This is a genomic window from Qipengyuania oceanensis, from assembly GCF_009827535.1.
In the GTDB taxonomy this organism is placed as follows: domain Bacteria; phylum Pseudomonadota; class Alphaproteobacteria; order Sphingomonadales; family Sphingomonadaceae; genus Qipengyuania_C; species Qipengyuania_C oceanensis.
This window is the reverse complement of the sequence record NZ_WTYN01000001.1, coordinates 805408-823465: the sequence shown is the minus strand read 5'-3', so window position 1 is coordinate 823465 and position 18058 is coordinate 805408. Positions and strand designations below refer to the sequence as shown.

Below are 18058 nucleotides of genomic sequence, written 5' to 3'. Positions count from 1 at the left end.
CAACCCCGCCGCAGCGACCTTCCGCTGCCGGTTGCAATCCGCCCGACGATTGGCCATAGGCGCTCCCCGTTCCTCCCCGGAAAACCACATGGCAACCCGGACCGCATGCCCTATGCGCATCGCGGAACCTATCAGCGAGGAATTGATGAGCGACAGAACCGACAAGTCCGGCCTCGACGTGGACAGCGCGCTGGCCCGTTTCGTTGACGAGCAGGTGCTCGGCCCGCTCGGCGTCGAACCGCAAATGTTCTGGACGGGTTTTGCCGCGCTGGCTGCGGAACTAACCCCGAAGAATCGCGCGCTCCTCGAAAAGCGTGACGAGTTGCAGGCCCGGATCGATGCCTGGCACAAGGACCGTCGCGGCAAGCCGATCGACATGGCCGAGTACAAGGCCTTCCTGCAGGACATCGGCTATCTCGTGCCGGAGCCGGGTGACTTCACGATCGGGACTCAGAACGTCGACCCGGAAATCGCGACCATGGCGGGGCCGCAACTGGTCGTGCCGATCCTGAATGCGCGCTTCCTGCTGAATGCCGCGAATGCCCGCTGGGGCAGCCTCTACGACGCGCTCTACGGCACCGACGCGCTCGATGCTCCGGCGGCACGACCGGGCGGCTACGATGAGGAACGCGGCGCGGCGGTGATCGCCCGCGGTCGGCAGTTTCTCGACGAGACGCTGCCGCTGGCCAGTGGCAGCTGGGCCGATATCGAGGGTTCGCACGATGGCAAGCTGAAGGACGAGAGCCAGTACGTCGGCAAGACGGAGCGCGGCCTTCTCTTCAAGTCCAATGGCTTGCACATCGAGGTTGTCTTCGATCCCGGGAGCCAGGTCGGCAAGACCGACAAGGCCAGCATCGCGGACATCGTGCTCGAAGCCGCGCTCACGACCATCGCCGACCTGGAAGACTCGGTCGCGGCAGTGGATGCAGAGGACAAGCTGGTCGGCTATTCGAACTGGCTGGGGATCATCCGCGGCGATCTCGAGGAAAGCTTCGAGAAGGGCGGATCGACGATGACCCGCTCGCTGAACGGCGACAAGCGCTACACCACCGACGAAGGTGACGAGCACAGCCTTCCTGGCCGCAGCCTGATGTTCGTGCGCAACGTCGGCCACCTGATGACCAATCCGGCGATCCTGCTTCCCGACGGGAGCGAGATACCCGAAGGCATCATGGATGCCGTCATCACCGGCGCGATCGGCGCGCAGGACGTGCGTGGGCTGGGCAAGTACGGCAACTCGCGCTGCGGCAGCATCTACATCGTCAAGCCCAAGATGCACGGGCCGGAAGAATGCGCCTTCACCAACGAGCTGTTCGACCGGGTCGAGGACCTGATGGACCTGCCGCGCCACACGATGAAGGTCGGTGTCATGGACGAGGAGAGGCGTACCAGCGCCAATCTCGGCGCCTGCATCCACGCGGTGAAGGATCGCATCGTATTCATCAACACCGGCTTCCTCGACCGCACCGGCGATGAGATCCACACCTCGATGCAGGCTGGCCCGATGGTCCGCAAGGCGCAGATGAAGTCGAGCGAATGGCTGCCCGCCTACGAGAAACGCAATGTCGGCATCGGGCTGCGACATGGCCTGTCGGGCCGCGCACAGATCGGCAAGGGCATGTGGCCCGCGCCCGACCTGATGGGGCAGATGATGATCGAGAAGATCGGTCACCTCGATGCGGGCGCCAACACCGCCTGGGTCCCTTCGCCGACCGCCGCGACGCTCCACGCGCTGCATTACCATCAGAAGGACGTGTTCGCTGTCCAGAAGGGGCTGGGCGAGGTGCCCGGCGTCGATGCACTGCTCACGATACCTTTGGCCGACGGCGTGAACTGGTCCGAAGAAGAGGTGCGCGAAGAGCTCGACAACAATGCCCAGGGCCTCCTCGGCTATGTCGTTCGCTGGATCGACCAGGGCGTGGGCTGCTCCAAGGTGCCGGACATCAACGATGTCGGGCTGATGGAAGACCGCGCGACGCTGCGGATTTCCAGCCAGCACATGGCCAACTGGCTGCTCCATGGCATCTGCACCGAAGAACAGGTGATGGATTCGCTGCGCCGGATGGCTGCCAAGGTCGACGAGCAGAACGCGGGCGATCCGTTCTACGAGCCGTTGTCCGGCAACGAGGACGGCGTGGCTTTCAAGGCTGCGAAGGATCTGGTGTTCAAGGGGGTGGAGCAGCCATCGGGCTACACCGAGCCGCTGCTGCACCACTACCGGCAGGTCAAGAAGGCGGGCTAGGCGCTCAGTTCGCGGGCGACCGCGACGAATTCTTCGACCGAGAGCGTTTCGGCACGGCGCGTCTCGTCGATGCCGAGCGCAGCCAGCGCGTCGAGCGCGCCGGTGACGGGCTTGAGGCTCTGGCGCAGCATCTTGCGGCGTTGGCCGAAGGCGGCCTCTGTCACGCGCTCGAGCACCCTGGCAGAGACACCGTCCGGCATTTCTCGCGGCTCGACGTGGACGATCGCGCTCATCACCTTGGGCGGCGGGGTGAAAGCGCTGCGGTGAACCTTCATCGCGAGCTTTGCACGGCTGCGCCACTGGGCCAGCACCGCCAGCCTGCCATAGGCCGAGCCGCCGGCTTGCGCGACGATGCGCTGGGCGACTTCCTGCTGGAACATGAGCGTCAGCGAGGTCCACTGCGGCGGCCAGGCTTCTCCGCCGAGCCAGCGCACGAACAGTGCCGTGCCGACATTGTACGGCAAATTTGCGACGACGGCGTAAGGCGCGCTGCCCATGATCGCATCGTGATCGAGCTTCATCGCATCGCCTTCGATCACCTGGAGACGCTCCGGGAAGGCGTAGGACAATTCCGACAGCGCCGGCAGGCAGCGGGTGTCCATCTCGATTGCGGTCACTTGCGCTCCGGCGCGCAGCAGCGCGCGGGTGAGGCCACCGGGGCCGGGGCCGATCTCGAGCACGCGCTTGCCGTCGAGATCGCCGGGTATTGCGGCGATCCTGTCGAGCAGTTGTTCGTCGAACAGGAAGTTCTGGCCCAGCGCCTTGCTGGCGGACAGCCCGTGGCGGGCGATCACTTCCCTCAGCGGCGGGAGATCAGCCATGCATGGCACGCCGGGCAGCCATCTCGCCCGCCATGCGGATCGCGGCGATCGTCGCCCCTGCATCGGCAATGCCCTTGCCTGCGATATCGAAGGCGGTGCCGTGATCGGCGCTGGTGCGCACGATCGGCAGGCCGAGGGTGACGTTCACGCCCGCGTCGAAATCGAGCGCTTTCAGAGGGACGAGAGCCTGGTCGTGATACATGCAGATGGCCACGTCATACCCCGCCCGGGCGCGAGGGGTGAACATGGCATCAGCGGGATGCGGCCCGCTCGCTTCGATCCCGGCGGCACGCAGCGCCTCGATCGCAGGCACAATGATGCGCGCCTCCTCGTCGCCGAACTTGCCGTCCTCGCCCGCATGCGGGTTCAGCCCGCTGATCGCGAGGCGCGGCCGTTCGATCCCGAAATCCCGTGCCAGCGCTTCTGCGACGATCATCGCCTTGCGTCCGATGAGCCGGATGCTGAGCATGGCCGCGACCTCTGCCAGCGCGCAGTGGACGGTGATCGGTACGGTCCGGAGATTGGGTCCGGCCAGCATCATCACCGCTTCGTCCGCGGCGATGCCGCATGCGTGCGCCAGGAACTCGGTCTGGCCGGGATGCTCGAAGCCGACCGTTGCCAGCAGGCCCTTGGATACCGGGCCGGTGACGAGGCCGCTTGCCTCACCGAGCATGACGAGCCCAGTCGCGCTTTCGAGCGAATCGAGCGCCAGCTTCGCGCCACCGCGGCTCGGCTCGGCAGGGCTGTAGTCGATATCGCCGGAACCCAGCACCGGCAGCGCTTCGCCGAACACCGAGGCGGCGTCGGCGGCATCGTCGATGACCTCGATCGGGACGTCCAGGCCGCGGCCGGACGCTGCCTGCGCGAGCAGGCCTGCGCCACCGACGACGAAGAACGGCGGCAGGCCTTCTGCCTCGCGCCGCGTCCAGGCCTTGCAGATCAGCTCCGGACCGACGCCTGCCGGATCACCGATCGAACAGGCGAGCGGCCGTCCGGTCTGGGCATCGGGCACCGTGCTCAATTATATTCGATGACAGCGTCGTTGCGCAGGTCGCGCAGGTATCGCTGGGCGCGCTTGTTGATTCGCTCGTCTTCCAGCTGCGCCATGAGGTCGTCGAAAGTCGGACCTGCAGTGGCCTGCGGATCGTCGCGTCCGCACAGCATCAGCACGCGCACACCGTCCTCGACACTGCCGAAGGGCGGAGTGGTCTGGCCGACCTGCAATTGCAACATCACGCTCTGCAGCTGTTCGGGCAGCGAGCGGACGGCGATCTGATCGTTGGAAACTACCGTCGCACCGATTTCGCCGGCAGCCCGTTCGGCATCGCCACAACCCCGAATGGTCTGGACCATGTTGGCAAAGGTTTCGACCTTGGCGGTCGCAGCCGCTTCGCTGATTCCCGGTTCGAACGCGATCGAGATCTGCTTGAGGCTCAGCAGGGCGTCGCGCGGATCAGCCATCAGCACCTGGCGTTTGTCGATCAGGTACAGGATCGAGAAGCCGCCCGGGATCTGCACGGGGCCGACCAGCTGGCCGACCTGCATTTCGCGTGCGACGGTCGCCAGTTCGCTCGGCAACTGGGCGAGACGGATCCAGCCCAGGTCGCCGCCGACTGCCGCAGTCGAGGCTTCGGAGAACTGCCGCGCATAGCCGACGAAGCTGCCGCCCTGGCGAAGCTGTTCTACGATCCGCTGTGCGTTCTCGAAGGCCGCCTTTTCGCTCTCGCTGGTGGCAGACAGGAAGATTTCGCCCAGGCGATACTCGTCGGTCCCGCGCGAGGCTTCGAGCCGTTCGAGCAGCTCGTTGACCTCTTCTTCGGACACGCTGATGAAAGGCTGGATATTGCGCCGCAGCAGGCGCTGCCAGGCGAGTTCGCCCTGGATCTGGCGCTTGAGCGAGCTCGGCGAGGAGCCGATGGAGACGAGATATTCGTCCATCGCGTCGACATTCTGGCCAAAGTTCTGCGCTGCGACACGGGCATAGGTCTGGTCGACCTCGGCCGGGTCGATGACGATTTCCTGTGCGGCCGCTTCCTGGACCTGCAGGGTTTCGTCGATGAGGTTGCGCAGCACCTGCGTACGCAGCCGCTGCAATTCCTCGTCGCCGAACTGCGTATCCGATGCGCTGGTGATCAGCGCCATCCGCTGTTCGACGTCGGTGCGGGTAATGACCTGGCCGTTCACGACCGCCGTGGCGGTGCGCAAATTGGGGTCGTTATCGCGCAGCAGGTTGATGTTCGCCGGCAGATCGATGCCGCCAGCTGCGGGCGATGCCTGCGCCTGTGCCACGCTCGGCACGATCGCAAGGCTCGCTGCGGCAAGACCCGAAAGCAATTTCGAAAGACGCGTGTTCTTCACTCTGGTTGTCCGTCTGCAAGCCCGGTCATCTGGGCCCTGTAAGTCGCTGCGATTGCCGCGAAGCGGCTGAACGCTAGCTGAGTTAGCGGGGCCGATAGCGCATCTGCCCTGCGCTGCCAATCGGGCGGCCTAACGGAACCCCAGATTGCGAAGCGAGAAGTAGAACTGGAAGGTGTCGCCGCGCTGCGCATCGCCGGCGTCGGTGTAATCGCGCCGCCAGGTGACGCCCATTTCGAGGCAATCGTCCTGATAGGCGATGCCGAGCCTTGTGCGGACTGGGTCGAACCCGTCCGAATCGAAAGTCGGGTCTTCCGCACGGTCGGTGAGGTTGACGATTCCCGATCCGAAGACCGACCAGTAATTGGCGAAAGCCACGCGCACGGCGGCGCGCAATTCCTCGCGGTCCTGCAAGTCCTCGATCGTGTCGATGTCGCGGTTGAGGCGCAAATAGCCGATTTCGGCGTAGGTCTTGCGCGATCCGATGGTCGCGTCGAACTCGTTGCGCCGGACGGCGAAATTGTCCTTGTCCAGCCGGTAGCGGTGGGTGAGCTTGAGGAAGTCGCGATAGCGCACCTCGGTCCGCCCCACGAAGTCCGACACACGCTCGGAAAGGCCGGTCCCGTCGGGCAGGATGCCCGGATCGGCATCGAGGTTGTAGGACTGGCCGAAAGTCGTGTCGATCCGCCAGCCGGGCCGCTGAAGCTGCCAGTCGAAGCCGTAGACGACGCGCGGGCCTTCCTCGACCCGGTCGTACCCGGGGAAGCGATTGAGCGCGAAGAGGTTCGAATCCTCCAGGTCGATCGCGCGCGAATCCTCGTTCGGGATCGCGAGGTTGCGGATCGGCGGGCTGGCGACGAGCTGGATGCGCGGGGTGAAGATCTGCGTTCCGCCGAATACCTCGCCGACGAAGGGCCACTGCATGTCGACCGCGCCGATTGCTATGCCACGCGTCTGCCAGCCCGGGTTGCCGCGATAGCTGGCAGTATCCGTGAGATAGTTCTCGTCCGAGTGATAGACGTCGGCGCGCACCAGCGCGCTCAGGGTGAAGACCTGGCCGAGCCCGGTCAGCCGCCGCGTATCCCACCGCGCACCTACGAAGGCGCGCTGCGTGTCCTGCCCGTCGTCGCGCGCGATGTTGAGCGAGTTGACTTGCAACTGGACCTTGCCGCCCAGCACCGGATCATCGAAGCGATGGCGGTAGTCCATGACCGGCAGGGCCACCGGCACCTGGCCTTGCTCCTGGTTCAGGCGCAGCGTCTGGGTCGCCCAGCCGGCCAGGCTGAAATAGCTGTCGGAATCGATCCGCTCGACTTCGATGGTCGAGCGCAGCCGGTCGTCGCGGCTGATGTCGTAGCGGCGCAGGAACGTCCGGTCGCTTGCCCGCCGGATCGCCCCGGTCACGCTCCAGTTCGGGTCGAGCTGGAACTTGCCGTTGGCAAAAATATAGCCGCGCAGGTCGCGCTCGCTCGTCGGCTCTCCGGTGAAATCGGATATGCGGCGGCTCTGCGTCAGGTAGCCGGTGACCTGGTAGGCGCCCTTCTCGGTCAGGTGACGCCACTGGGCGGACACCATCGGATTGGCCTCGGTATAGAGATAGCCGCCGAGCGTCAGGTCGGCATTCTCCGCCACGCGCACGTAATAGCTGCCGGTGATCTCGACGCCGTTGCTCTGCGAAATCCTGAGGTCGGGTACGAGGAAACCGGAAACCGCGCTGCCGTCGGTGCGGATCGACAGGCCGGGCAGCGGCAACAGCCGCGCACCGAACAGCTCGAGGAATGCGCCGCGGAACCTGATCCGGTCGGCTTTCGCATCATAGACGACGCGTTCGGCAGTGATCCGCCAGCTCGGCGTCTTGGGGCAGCCATCCTCGTTGACGACCGCGCACCCGGAATAGGCCGCCTGAGTCAGGATGACATCGCCGTTTTCGTCCCGCTCGCCGCTGCGGGCAGCCAGCCTTCCGCCTTCGCGCAAGGCGATGAGCAGGTCTTCCATCGCGCCTGCCTCGAACTCGTCGGTGAGGGTGATGGAATCGGTGAAAAGCTGGTTGCCGTCCTCGTCGACGAAATGGACGTTGCCTTCGGCCAGGATCGCCCCGCTCGCCCGGTCCCAGCGAACGTTGTCGGCGCGTACCGAGCGGTCGTCGCTGACCAGCAGCACATTGCCCGATGCGGTGACGACCTGGGTCTGAGAATTATAGGCGAGATCGTCGGCTTCGAAATCGATCGTGCGCTCGCCGGCGGAAGCCTTCTGTCTGTCCATCTCGACCGAGAAGATGGCCGGATCGGCATCTTGCGCCTGCTCGTCCTGGGGCAGATCGGAGATGCTGTCGCCCGGCCTTCCGCTCGGCTCGAGCGTGGTACCCATGCCGGGAGCGGCGCCGTCCTGCGCGAGCGCGCCTGCCACGGGCAGGCCGAGCAGCATCAGCGCGGCGAGGGTCGCATGGCATCGGAGCAAGCGGACCGAGGGTGCTCGCTGGGAGTTGGCGCTGGCGGGGAGCATCACTTGCCTATCGCACCCTCTATCCCTAATCGCAATCGCCATTGAACGCGGCCGAACCCGCCTCTTGTGGCGGCTGGTCCCTTGAGAACTTTCGGAGTCTCCATGCAAGTCAAATTCACCGATTCCCTGCCCGCAGATGCGCGTTTCGTGGCGCATGTACTCGACCAGGGTTCGATTCCTGCACAGATCGCCCGGACGGTGCGCGAAGGGGCTTCGGCAGCGCGCTTCACCGGCTCTGCGGGCCAGCTTTTCGACGGTTTCACAGAGCAGGATGACCGGGTGGTCCGCGTCGCGCTGGCTGGCGCGGGCAAGCCGGACTCGGAAGGCCGCATGGCCAATCTGGAAAAGGCAGGCGGCGCGATCGCCGCGAAATACCTGACCTCTGGCGAAAAGACCGTGGCGCTCGATGCCGGAAAGCTCTCCGCGCAGGATATCGCTGCCGTGTTGCTCGGCCTGAGGCTGCGCAGCTGGCGTCACGACGTCTATCGCACCAAGATGAAGGACGAGCAGAAGCGCACGCTCGAGAGCGTCACAGTCGTCGGGGCTCCCGATGGCACCGAGGCTGCCTGGGTCCAGACGGCCCATCTGGCGGACGGGGTCGAGTTCGCGCGCGATCTCGTCACCGAGCCTGCGAATGTCGTCTATCCGGAAAGCTTCGTCGAATTGTGCCGTGCGAAATTCGAAGGGACCGGTGCCGAACTAGTGGTGCTCGACGACGCGCAGATGGAAGAGCTTGGCATGGGCGCGCTACTCGGCGTCGGACTGGGCTCCGAACGCGAATCGCGCCTGCTCGCGATCGTCTGGAAGGGCGGCGAGGCCGGCGTTGCGCCGACCGCTTTCGTCGGCAAGGGCGTGACCTTCGATACCGGCGGTATCTCGATCAAGCCCGCTGCCGGCATGGAAGACATGAAGTGGGACATGGGTGGTTCGGCCGCGGTGGTCGGTGCGATGCTCGCGCTGGTGAAACGCAAGGCGAAGGCCAATATCGTCGGCGTCGTCGGCCTGGTCGAGAACATGCCCGACGGGCGCGCGCAGCGGCCTGGCGATGTCGTCACTTCGATGTCGGGGCAGACGATCGAGGTCCTCAACACCGACGCCGAGGGGCGGCTGGTGCTGTGCGACGCGCTTCACTGGGTGCAGCAGGAATACCAACCGGCACGGATCGTCGATTTCGCCACCTTGACCGGTGCGATGATCATCGCTCTCGGTCACGAGCACGGCGGCCTCTTCGCCAACGACGATACGCTTGCCGAAGACCTGCTCGCTGCCGGCAAGCAATCGGGCGACAAGCTGTGGCGGCTGCCGCTCGGCCCGGCCTATGACAAGCTGATCGACAGCCCCATCGCCGACATGAAGAACGTCGGCCCGCGGCCTGCCGGATCGATCACCGCGGCGCAGTTCCTCCAGCGCTTCATCGCCGATGGCACGCCCTGGGCCCATTGCGACATCGCGGGCATGGTCTGGTCCGACAAGCCCGGCGCGACGTGGGGCAAGGGTGCGACCGGCTATGGCGTGCGCCTGATCGACCGGCTGGTCGCCAACACGATCGAGAAGTGATCTTCCGCCATGGCGAAGATGCGGCGCAAGGGCGATCTTCCGACGAAGGTCTGCCCGGTGTGCGATCGCCCCTTCGCCTGGCGCAAGAAATGGGCGGACGTCTGGGACGAGGTGAAATACTGCTCCGACCGATGCCGGCGCGAAAAGAACTCGGCTAGCCCGTGAGAGTGGACTTCTACCAGCTGTCGCAGGACGGGCCCGAACAGGTCGTTCCCCTGCTGGCCCGCGCGAGCCTGCAGGCGGGCGAGCGGCTGCTGGTGGTGGCGGAGGATGCACAACTGCGCTCGGCGATCGATGCGGCACTGTGGGACGCGCATCCGGAGGCTTTTCTCGCCCACGGCGAAGAGGGTACGACCCACGCCGCACGCCAGCCGATCCTGCTTGCGAGCGCCTGCACGTCCGACAATGGCGCGAAGTATTGCGTGCTCGCCGACGGCCAATGGCGCGACGAAGCCAACGGGTTCGCGCGCGTGTTTCTCGTCTTCGGCGACGAGCGGATCGAAGAGACGCGGGGTGTCTGGCGCATGCTGGATTCGATCGAGGGGGCCAATCGCCATTTCTGGAAGCAGGACGGGGGCAAGTGGCGCGAAGGGCCGTGAACGGGGTTGAGCCTGCGCAGGGATGGGATAAGCTCGCCTTTCACGGGAGACTATCGATGAAGAAACTTGCACTCGTCACGCTCGCACCGCTGGCGCTTGCAGCCTGCGGTTCGGAAAAGTCGGGCACGTTCGACGATGGCGAAGGGGGCGAGGGCAGCTACACGGTTGACCAGGATGGCGATGCCACGGTCGCGACGGTCACGAACGGCGATGGCACGGCCACGCTGAAATCGGGACCGAACGTGAAGGTCCAACTGCCCGAAGGCTTTACGCTCTATCCGGGCGCGACTGTCGCCAACAACACGAGTTTCGGGGGCGACGGCGGGCAGGGCGCGCTCATCAACATGACCTCGACGGACGATCCGGCCAAACTGGTCGAATTCTATCGCAAGCAGGCCGGCGCGGCAGGGTACGAGATCACCATGGATGCCAGGATGGGTGATCAGCAGGCGATCGTCGGCGAAAACAAGGCGGGCACCAAGTTCACCTTCAACGCATCTCCCGGCGAAGGCGGGAGCCAGGCGCAGCTGATGGTCGCCGAAGGGCTCTGATCCTTTTGGGCCGAGCGCCAAGTCTTGCGAAGCGGGGGCGGCGCGGCTAGGGGCGCGCGCAACCTGTATTCCCCCAATCGTGTCCAAGGAATTTCCCATGGCGGTTACCCGCACCTTTTCGATCATCAAGCCCGATGCCACGCGCCGCAATCTGACCGGCGCCGTCACCAAGATGCTGGAAGACGCCGGCCTGCGCGTCGTGGCTTCCAAGCGCATCCACATGACCAAGGAACAGGCCGAGGGCTTCTATGCGGTCCACAAGGAACGCCCCTTCTTCGGCGAACTGGTCGATTTCATGATCTCGGGCCCGGTCGTGGTCCAGGTCCTCGAAGGCGAAGACGCCGTGAAGCGCAACCGCGACGTCATGGGCGCGACCAATCCGTCCGATGCCGCCGACGGCACGATCCGCAAGACCTATGCCGAGAGCATCGAGGCCAATTCGGTCCACGGCTCGGACAGCGACGAGAACGCCAAGATCGAGATCGACTATTTCTTCGACGCGGACGAAATCGTCGGCTGACCGGCGGGGCGGGAGCACTCCCGCCCTACCTCATAGGACAATTTACCCCGTGCTGCGCGGACGCTAGTCTGTGCGCTTCATGCGCAAGTTCTGGAACCACAGCCGGGCCAAGATCCACGATCGACACGATCGCGTCGTGCGCGGTCTCGTTGACGCCCTGAACCGGCGCGATTACGAGGCCGCGGCTGCCTATCTGACGCCGGACATCGCTATCAGCGACGGGCGCGGAACCGTGCTGAGTGGCCGGGACCGGTACTTGGCGGCGGATCGCGAGATGATGCGTCACGCCCCCGGTGCGCGCATCGTGATCGACAGTATCCAGTTCCGGGAGGACGATGTGCTGGTCCGCGGACATTTCGAGAATGCGCCCGAAGAACTTTCCGGCAAGGCGATGTGGCGTGGCACCTTTCGGGACGATCTGATCGCGACGATCGACGTTACCCGGGCCCCCGGAGAGCTCACCTTGCCGCAATTCGCCGCTCGCCGAGCAGCCGAAAGCGACGACGAGGACGGCTGAGCGCGCAGTTTACGCGCATCTGGTCGCAGCTAGGCGGCGTCAAACCCTTCGATCTGCGTGCGGTGCGCGTCGTGATCCTGATTTTGCGCGCGTGCCTGTTCACCGCGCGTCGCGGCTTGCGCGTCGAGGGTCCAGGCGAGCCCGAGGTCGGCGTAGAGTTTGCGCATGGCCGCTTCCCAGTCCCGGTTGAGGCTATCGAACGGGACGTGCGCCACCGGCCCTGCAAACCGCCCGAGAGCCTGCTTCGTGCGTTGATGTCGCAGGTCCAGCTTGCGCTCCCACTCGCGCCGGATGACGGCCAGATCGGCATGGTCGCTTTGCGCCGCCGTCTGGCTCGCGACGAGCGAGACGGCACTTTCGAGAATGTCCTCGCGGGACCGCTCCGGAACGACGATCCGCGCATCCGGAAACTGCTCCACCAACGCTTCCAGGTCTTCCGCATACTGCGGACACTTGAGAACGCGGGGCCTGTCGGCATTGCCGGCGAGCGCCGCATCGGTGCGCAGGATCCGCGCGAACTCGCGATAGACGGGCGCAGGATCGCGCGCTTCGCTCCACGCGATATAGGCGGGAATGTGCCATTGCGCCTCGTAGGCGGCAGGCGAAAGCGCGAGCGAGAGCCAGCCGATTTCCTCGTCCTCGCGAGCCGATCCGAAGGGGTGCAGGGCGTCGAGCCAGGGGTTGATCCTGCGCGCCATCGCAAGAGCGAGAGCCGATTTCAGCGGGCGGTGATCCGGCACCGGCGGGACGGGATTGAAGCTGTCGCAGAACCGCGTGCCCGCATGGGCCGGATCGGCGGCGAGCAGGCGATGAACCCGCGTTGTGCCGGCCCGCATCTGTCCGGCGACGATGATCGGCGGGGCGATCGGCGTGTTCGCCAGCGCGGGTCGGTCACGCCAAAGCTGGCCGAGCCCGTGGCGCGTGCGGATCGCCGCGCGCAGTTGTCCATACGCCATGGTATGACCGAGCGAATTGAGCCTCGCCTGCTCGTTCAGCGCCTTGCACAACCGTGCCAGTCGCTCGCGGAAATCGGCGACATCCTCATCGCTGCGATTACTGCGCTCGTCGGCGGCATCGAAGCCCTTCGCTCCGACCTGCCACAGGTAGTCGGGCGACAGCGGAGGGCGCGGATTGCCCGGCAAGGTCCAGCTCTTGGCCAGCAGCCCGTCGAGGCGCTGCGCGAAAGCCGAGCGGGCGAGAGGGTGGGGGCGTGGCGGGATGGCCATCGCAGTCAGAATTCGTCGGCGGCGTCGAGCAACCGGGTCGTGGACCGGGGTGCGACCTGGCGCCAGCTGCGCTCCAGCCAGTCCGAGACATCGTCCCAGTCGAGCCCCTCGCGATTGAGGATGACCCCGATCCATCCGCTCGCGCCGTAATAGGCAGGCTTGTGATAGGCGTGCGGCTGCGCTTCGACGAGCCCGTCCAGCTCGTCCATGCTCCCGCACTTGGCGAGCAGCGAAACATGCGGCGTGCCGTGATGATGGTCGGAGAAATAGGCGAAGAACTTGCCCGATTTCTCGCTGCCGACGCGCCAGCCGGGCGAGCCGTGGCTTTCCCGTTCGTGCGTATTGGGCAAGGCGAGCGCCAATTCGCGCACCCGGGCCAACAAGTGCTCTGGATCGCTGGAGCGCGAAACGTAATCTGCCAGCGCGCGGGGGTAGAGCTGGTGTTCGGCGAAGAGCACCCGCTCGGCGAGGGTATCGGGCGTGTCGCCGCGCAGGATCGCGACTTCGATCCGGCCGAGCGGCTCGCCATTGTCGAGCTCGCTGGTCACCAGATGGACGGTTGCGCCGCCGTGGCTGTCGCCGGCTTCGATGGCCCGGGCATGGGTGTCGAGCCCGGGATACAGGGGCAGGAGCGAGGGATGGATGTTGACCATCCGGCCAGTCCAGCGCGCGACCATCGCGTCGCCGAGGACGCGCATGTATCCTGCCAGCGCGACGTAATCCGCCCCCGATGAGCGTATCGCCGCGTCCATCGCATCGTCGTGCGCGGTGCGGTCCATGCCCCGGTGAGACAGCGCGAACGTCTTTATGCCTTCCGCTTCGGCGATCGCTAGACCGCCGGCTTGCGGATCATTGCTGGCGACGAGGACGATCTCGTAGGGGCAGTCAGGCAAACGGCTGGCGTAGAGCAATGCCGCCAGATTGGTCCCGCGACCAGAAATGAGCACGGCCACCCTTGCTCTGGCCGCGCGGGTTTCAGGCATTATGAGTGGCTTTCCAGCCTTCTCGTGCGCTCCAGGTGCCGGCGGAGCCTTCGACGGTGCAGCCGCGTGGACCCTCCTCGATGCGGCCGACGGCGAGGACAGTTTCGTCGGCCGCCTCCAGCCGCGAGCGGACCAGTTCGGCATGGGCGGGATCGACGGCGAGCACCATTCCGACGCCGCAATTGAACGTCCGTGCCATTTCGCCCGGCTCGATATTGCCCTGCGCCTGGAGGAACTCCATCAGCGGCGGCTGCGGCCAGCCGTCCGCATCGACAATAGCATGGGCGCCGTCCGGAAGGACACGCGGGATATTCTCGAGGAGGCCGCCGCCGGTGATGTGGGCCATCGCATCGACCAGTCCGTCGCGGACCAGGGGCAGCAGCGTCTTCACATAGATCCGCGTCGGCTCGATCAGCGCATCGATCAGCAATCGCTCGTGATCGAACGGGGCGGGGCGATCGAGCCGCCACAGCTTGTCTGCCGCCAGCCGCCGGACGAGCGAATAGCCGTTGGAATGGACACCCGAGCTCGCCAGCCCGAGCAGGATGTGCCCGGGGGCGACGCGTGCACCGGTCAGTTGCTCGCCGCGTTCGACCGCGCCGACGCAGAAGCCGGCCAGGTCGTAATCGCCGGGCGCGTACATTCCGGGCATTTCCGCAGTCTCGCCACCGATGAGCGCGCAGCCGGCCTGCTTGCAGCCTTCCGCGATCCCGGCGATGACTCGTTCGGCTACGCCGTTCTCGAGCTTTCCGGTTGCGAAATAGTCGAGGAAAAACAGCGGTTCCGCGCCCTGGACGATCAGGTCGTTGACGCACATGGCGACAAGATCGATGCCGACCTGGTCGTGACGGTCGTGATCGATCGCGAGCTTCAGCTTGGTGCCTACGCCGTCGTTTGCCGCGACCAGCAGCGGATCCTTGTAACCGGCTGCCTTGGGATCGAAGAACCCGCCGAAGCCGCCGATTTCCCCGTCCGTGCCGGGGCGCATGGTCGCCTTGACCAGCGGCCCGATCGCCTTGACGAGCGCATTGCCGGCATCGATCGATACACCGGCATCGGCGTAGGTATAGGACGGGGTGTTCGAACTCATCCTGCTGCCATACTTATTCGCGCTTGGATTTCCACGCCCCATTGGGCAAAAGACCCGCGATTTCCCCGATGGCCCATACGCTTTCCCTCCCTCGCAACGCGCGCCCGTCGTTCCCGGCATCCTTTCCGGTGCTGCTTGCGCTGCTGTTCGCAGCGCTGAGCGCCGGGTTGCTGCTCGACGCGCTGCTCGCACAAGTCGACGGAGAGCGCGGGATCGCACCGGTTGCGGCCAGCAGCGACATCGAGGTCAACGGCGTCGAAGTCGATGTGCGCGGAAAGTCCGCAGAGGAAGCGCGCGAAAACGGCTGGCGCGAGGCGCAGCGCAAGGCGTGGGAAAAGATCAAGGGGCCCAAGCTGGCCGATTCGCAGCTCGAATCGCTGGTGTCGGCAATCGTCATCGAGCAGGAGCGGATTTCTCCCGGCCGCTATATCGCCACGCTGGGCGTCATCTTTGATCGGACGCGGGCAAGCGCCTATCTGGGCGGCGACCAGGCGCAGCAGTCTTCGGCGCCGATGCTGCTGCTTCCCGTGACCTACACCGGCGGTACGGCGACGGTGTACGAGATGCGCAATCCGTGGCAGCGCGCTTGGGCCGAGTACCAGCCGGGGCGCAGCCCGATCAATTACGTGCGCCCGACCGGATCTGGCGGCGATTCGCTGCTGCTGACCTCGGGCCAGATCCAGCGTCGCAGCCGGACCTGGTGGCGCAACATCCTCGACCAGTTCGGCGCAGCCGACGTGCTCGTGCCGGTCGCACAGCTCGACTATCGCTATCCCGGCGGTCCGGTCGCGGGCCGCTTCACCGCCCGCTACGGCCCGGACAGCCGCGTGCTCGGCAGTTTCGAGCTGGAAGCCGCGTCGCCCGATGCCCTGCCGGCGATGCTGAACACCGCCGTGACGCGCTTCGACGCGATCTTCCGCAAGGCACTTGCCGACGGCAAGCTCACCCCCGATCCGACGCTCAATCTGGGCTCGGGCGAAATCGATCCTGCGGTCGCCCGCCTGATCGAGATCGGTCGCGCGATGCGAGCCCGCGAGAACGCCTTGCTCGAACGTGCCGACGAGATCGCACCCGCTCCTGTCGCCGCCCCGACCGCGACGCCCGATGCGCCGCAGGTACTCAACCGCCACACCGTCCAGTTCGCCACGCCGAATGCAGCCGCTTTCGATGCGACGCTCGGCCAGGTGCGCGGCATCGGCGGGGTGCGATCGGCCTCGATCAGCAGCACCGCGATCGGCGGCACGTCGGTCATGCAGGTGACCTATGCGGGCTCGCTCGACCAGCTCGCCGCGGCGCTGCGCGGAGCCGGCTTCACCGTCAATCAGGGCAGCACCGCGCTCGCCATCAGCCGCTAGGAAGCGCGGGTTTTCCGTGTCGCAGATCGTCCTTCCGCTGACGCTGGGCCGGAGCGCCGACTCGCTGCGCATCGTGACCGGCAACGCCAATCGCGCGGCCGTGGATGCCCTGGCCGAACCGGCCGGCTGGCCGTTTCGCACCGCAATCCTGGCAGGACCGCCGCGCTCGGGCCGCAGCCTGCTCGGCAGATGGTTCGAGCAGACCGGAGGCGGGGCCTTCGTGGACGATGCCGATAGGCTCGACGAAACCGAACTGTTCCACCGCTGGAACCGCGCGCAAGAAGAGGGCGAGACGCTGCTTCTCGCCGGTCCGGCTAGCGGCTGGACCATCGCGCTGCCGGACCTGCGCTCGCGATTGGGAGCGGCGCTGCATCTCGAGATCGGGACGCCCGACGACGACATGCTCGCCTCGCTGATCGAAGCCCACGCGCAGCAGCGCGGGCTTGCGCTGGGCGAGGGCGCACTTACCTATCTGGTACCGCGGGCGACCCGCAGCTTCGCGGCGATCGAGAAGCTGGTCGAGGAGATCGATCGGCTGACGCTCGAGCGCAAGGTTCCGGCGACGCTGGCGATCTGGCGGGCGGCGCTGGATGCAGTGGAAGGGCCGGAGCAGGCCAGCTTGCTTTAGGGCCGTAAAAGTGGGAGAATCCCGTCGATGTTCGATAATGTGACGGCCTATCTGGACTCGATCAAGGCGCGCGATCCCGCGCCGCGCAGTCGCTGGGAAGTGCTGCTTTATCCGGGCGTCTGGGCGGTGTTCTATCATCGCATCGCGCACTGGCTGTTCGAGGCCAAGCTGTTCTTCCTTGCCCGGCTGGTGAACCATTTCTCGCGCATGGTGACCGCGATCGATATCCATCCGGGTGCCACGATCGGGAAGAATTTCTTCATCGATCACGGCTTCACGGTGATCGGCGAGACGGCAGAGATCGGCGACAACGTCACGCTCTACCAATGCGTCACGCTCGGCGGCACCAACCCGACCAATGGCGTGCGCGGCAAACGGCACCCGACCTTGAAGGACAACGTCATCATCGGTTCGGGCGCGCAGATCATCGGGCCAATCACCGTCGGAGAGCGTGCGCGCGTCGGCGCCAACGCCGTGGTCACCGACGACGTGCCCGACGGTGCCACGATGATCGGGATCAAGGCGCGGTCCACGCTCGTTCCGGCCGAGGAATGGATCAAGGAATTCATCCCCTACGGCACCCCGTGCGAGGACGCGGATGGCAACAAGGTCGATTGCTTTGCCAAAATGGAATCCGAAATGGCGAACCTGCGCGCGGAAATCCGCGATTTGCGGGACCGGCTCGACGGGCCTGCCCAGCGCAGCGGGACCGATAGCTGATGGTTTCATCGCCAGGCACGGGTATGTCCGGTTCGATCGTCGCGTTTCCGGGTCGCAAGCCCAACCAGGTCGGCTTCGAGCGGGAAGAACTGCAACGCATCCTCGACCTCTACGGCAGGATGGTCGCGGCCGGCGAATGGCGTGACTACGCGATGGACTTCGACAAGGACACGGCGACCTTTGCCGCCTTTCGCCGTACTGCGGAGCGCCCGCAGGCGCGGGTGGAAAAGCGCCCGTCCCTTCGCGGTCGGCAGGGCATGTGGACGCTCTTCGGTGAACACGGTCAGATTCTCAAGCGCGGCCATGAACTGGCCGGCGTCCTCGCGCCGATCGAGCGGAGGCTGGTCAAGGCGGTGACGGACTGATCTCGGCCCGCCACCGCTTGGACGTCA

General features: G+C 65.8%; 18 protein-coding genes. 11 read left to right on the top strand and 7 right to left on the bottom strand.

The window, feature by feature from the left end; genetic code table 11:
- Positions 1-145: 145 nt before the first annotated feature.
- Positions 146-2242, top strand: a complete 2097-nt coding sequence (locus GRI48_RS04085; RefSeq protein ID WP_160671786.1) for a malate synthase G — start codon at positions 146-148, stop codon at positions 2240-2242.
- On the opposite strand, the gene rsmA is transcribed toward GRI48_RS04085, so the two are convergent.
- The 4 genes from rsmA to GRI48_RS04065 form a co-directional block, all read right to left on the bottom strand.
- Positions 2239-3063 (bottom strand): 16S rRNA (adenine(1518)-N(6)/adenine(1519)-N(6))-dimethyltransferase RsmA, encoded by an 825-nt coding sequence (rsmA, locus tag GRI48_RS04080; protein WP_160671784.1) that lies wholly within the window; start codon positions 3061-3063, stop codon positions 2239-2241. The genes GRI48_RS04085 and rsmA overlap by 4 nt on opposite strands.
- Entirely contained in the window at positions 3056-4084 is a 1029-nt protein-coding gene (pdxA, locus tag GRI48_RS04075; RefSeq protein WP_202389181.1) for a 4-hydroxythreonine-4-phosphate dehydrogenase PdxA, read from the bottom strand. The genes rsmA and pdxA overlap by 8 nt, the downstream gene beginning before the upstream one ends.
- Positions 4081-5421: a peptidylprolyl isomerase gene (locus tag GRI48_RS04070; protein ID WP_160671782.1), complete on the bottom strand. Its 1341-nt coding sequence runs from the start codon at positions 5419-5421 to the stop codon at positions 4081-4083. The genes pdxA and GRI48_RS04070 overlap by 4 nt, the downstream gene beginning before the upstream one ends.
- A gap of 129 nt (positions 5422-5550) precedes the next feature.
- Positions 5551-7920, bottom strand: coding sequence for an LPS-assembly protein LptD (locus tag GRI48_RS04065; RefSeq protein ID WP_237451720.1), 2370 nt, complete (start codon positions 7918-7920; stop codon positions 5551-5553).
- 102 nt (positions 7921-8022) lie between these two features.
- On the opposite strand from GRI48_RS04065, the gene GRI48_RS04060 reads away from it, so the two are divergent.
- The 6 genes from GRI48_RS04060 to GRI48_RS04035 all read left to right on the top strand — a co-directional run bounded on the left by GRI48_RS04060 (position 8023) and on the right by GRI48_RS04035 (position 11664).
- On the top strand, positions 8023-9477 hold the full coding sequence (locus tag GRI48_RS04060) for a leucyl aminopeptidase (protein WP_160671780.1): 1455 nt from the start codon (positions 8023-8025) through the stop codon (positions 9475-9477).
- A 9-nt stretch (positions 9478-9486) separates the two neighbouring features.
- Positions 9487-9642: a DUF2256 domain-containing protein gene (locus GRI48_RS04055; RefSeq protein ID WP_160671778.1), complete on the top strand. Its 156-nt coding sequence runs from the start codon at positions 9487-9489 to the stop codon at positions 9640-9642.
- A 2-nt stretch (positions 9643-9644) separates the two neighbouring features.
- Positions 9645-10076, top strand: a complete 432-nt coding sequence (locus tag GRI48_RS04050) for a DNA polymerase III subunit chi (protein ID WP_337190763.1) — start codon at positions 9645-9647, stop codon at positions 10074-10076.
- A 56-nt stretch (positions 10077-10132) separates the two neighbouring features.
- Complete coding sequence (locus GRI48_RS04045; protein ID WP_160671774.1) at positions 10133-10627, top strand: hypothetical protein; 495 nt, start codon at positions 10133-10135, stop codon at positions 10625-10627.
- Positions 10628-10724: 97 nt separating this feature from the next.
- On the top strand, positions 10725-11147 hold the full coding sequence (ndk, locus tag GRI48_RS04040) for a nucleoside-diphosphate kinase (RefSeq protein WP_160671772.1): 423 nt from the start codon (positions 10725-10727) through the stop codon (positions 11145-11147).
- 79 nt (positions 11148-11226) lie between these two features.
- Positions 11227-11664, top strand: a complete 438-nt coding sequence (locus GRI48_RS04035) for a nuclear transport factor 2 family protein (protein ID WP_160671770.1) — start codon at positions 11227-11229, stop codon at positions 11662-11664.
- 29 nt (positions 11665-11693) lie between these two features.
- On the opposite strand, the gene GRI48_RS04030 is transcribed toward GRI48_RS04035, so the two are convergent.
- From GRI48_RS04030 to purM, 3 genes are read right to left on the bottom strand one after another with little or no spacing between them, the layout of a single operon-like run.
- Complete coding sequence (locus tag GRI48_RS04030; protein ID WP_160671768.1) at positions 11694-12890, bottom strand: sulfotransferase family protein; 1197 nt, start codon at positions 12888-12890, stop codon at positions 11694-11696.
- A 5-nt stretch (positions 12891-12895) separates the two neighbouring features.
- Complete coding sequence (purN, locus tag GRI48_RS04025; RefSeq protein ID WP_160671766.1) at positions 12896-13873, bottom strand: phosphoribosylglycinamide formyltransferase; 978 nt, start codon at positions 13871-13873, stop codon at positions 12896-12898.
- Entirely contained in the window at positions 13866-14963 is a 1098-nt protein-coding gene (purM, locus tag GRI48_RS04020; protein ID WP_160671763.1) for a phosphoribosylformylglycinamidine cyclo-ligase, read from the bottom strand. Before purM ends, purN begins: the two co-directional genes overlap by 8 nt.
- A 68-nt stretch (positions 14964-15031) precedes the next feature.
- Here purM and GRI48_RS04015 point away from each other — a divergent pair, with 68 nt between their 5' ends.
- The 4 genes from GRI48_RS04015 to GRI48_RS04000 are packed head-to-tail and all read left to right on the top strand — an operon-like array spanning position 15032 to position 18031.
- Entirely contained in the window at positions 15032-16318 is a 1287-nt protein-coding gene (locus tag GRI48_RS04015) for a heavy-metal-associated domain-containing protein (RefSeq protein WP_160671761.1), read from the top strand.
- A gap of 16 nt (positions 16319-16334) precedes the next feature.
- Positions 16335-16946, top strand: a complete 612-nt coding sequence (locus GRI48_RS04010; protein ID WP_419956940.1) for an HdaA/DnaA family protein — start codon at positions 16335-16337, stop codon at positions 16944-16946.
- Between the two features lie 27 nt (positions 16947-16973).
- Positions 16974-17666: a serine O-acetyltransferase EpsC gene (gene epsC / locus GRI48_RS04005; RefSeq protein WP_160671758.1), complete on the top strand. Its 693-nt coding sequence runs from the start codon at positions 16974-16976 to the stop codon at positions 17664-17666.
- The gene (locus GRI48_RS04000) at positions 17666-18031 is read left to right on the top strand and encodes a DUF2794 domain-containing protein (RefSeq protein ID WP_160671755.1); all 366 of its coding nucleotides are present in this window, start codon (positions 17666-17668) and stop codon (positions 18029-18031) included. The genes epsC and GRI48_RS04000 overlap by 1 nt, the downstream gene beginning before the upstream one ends.
- The last annotated feature ends 27 nt before the right edge of the window (positions 18032-18058 follow it).

Bases quoted from the DNA above. Each gene is read 5' to 3' on its own strand.
- GRI48_RS04030 (WP_160671768.1), bottom strand. From the start codon at position 12,890: ATGGCCATCCCGCCACGCCCCCACCCTCTCGCCCGCTCGGCTTTCGCG.
- GRI48_RS04035 (WP_160671770.1), top strand. From the start codon at position 11,227: ATGCGCAAGTTCTGGAACCACAGCCGGGCCAAGATCCACGATCGACAC.
- purN (WP_160671766.1), bottom strand. From the start codon at position 13,873: ATGCCTGAAACCCGCGCGGCCAGAGCAAGGGTGGCCGTGCTCATTTCT.
- GRI48_RS04045 (WP_160671774.1), top strand. From the start codon at position 10,133: ATGAAGAAACTTGCACTCGTCACGCTCGCACCGCTGGCGCTTGCAGCC.
- purM (WP_160671763.1), bottom strand. From the start codon at position 14,963: ATGAGTTCGAACACCCCGTCCTATACCTACGCCGATGCCGGTGTATCG.
- ndk (WP_160671772.1), top strand. From the start codon at position 10,725: ATGGCGGTTACCCGCACCTTTTCGATCATCAAGCCCGATGCCACGCGC.
- GRI48_RS04065 (WP_237451720.1), bottom strand. From the start codon at position 7,920: ATGCTCCCCGCCAGCGCCAACTCCCAGCGAGCACCCTCGGTCCGCTTG.
- GRI48_RS04015 (WP_160671761.1), top strand. From the start codon at position 15,032: ATGGCCCATACGCTTTCCCTCCCTCGCAACGCGCGCCCGTCGTTCCCG.
- GRI48_RS04000 (WP_160671755.1), top strand. From the start codon at position 17,666: ATGGTTTCATCGCCAGGCACGGGTATGTCCGGTTCGATCGTCGCGTTT.
- GRI48_RS04085 (WP_160671786.1), top strand. From the start codon at position 146: ATGAGCGACAGAACCGACAAGTCCGGCCTCGACGTGGACAGCGCGCTG.
- GRI48_RS04055 (WP_160671778.1), top strand. From the start codon at position 9,487: ATGGCGAAGATGCGGCGCAAGGGCGATCTTCCGACGAAGGTCTGCCCG.
- GRI48_RS04060 (WP_160671780.1), top strand. From the start codon at position 8,023: ATGCAAGTCAAATTCACCGATTCCCTGCCCGCAGATGCGCGTTTCGTG.
- epsC (WP_160671758.1), top strand. From the start codon at position 16,974: ATGTTCGATAATGTGACGGCCTATCTGGACTCGATCAAGGCGCGCGAT.
- rsmA (WP_160671784.1), bottom strand. From the start codon at position 3,063: ATGGCTGATCTCCCGCCGCTGAGGGAAGTGATCGCCCGCCACGGGCTG.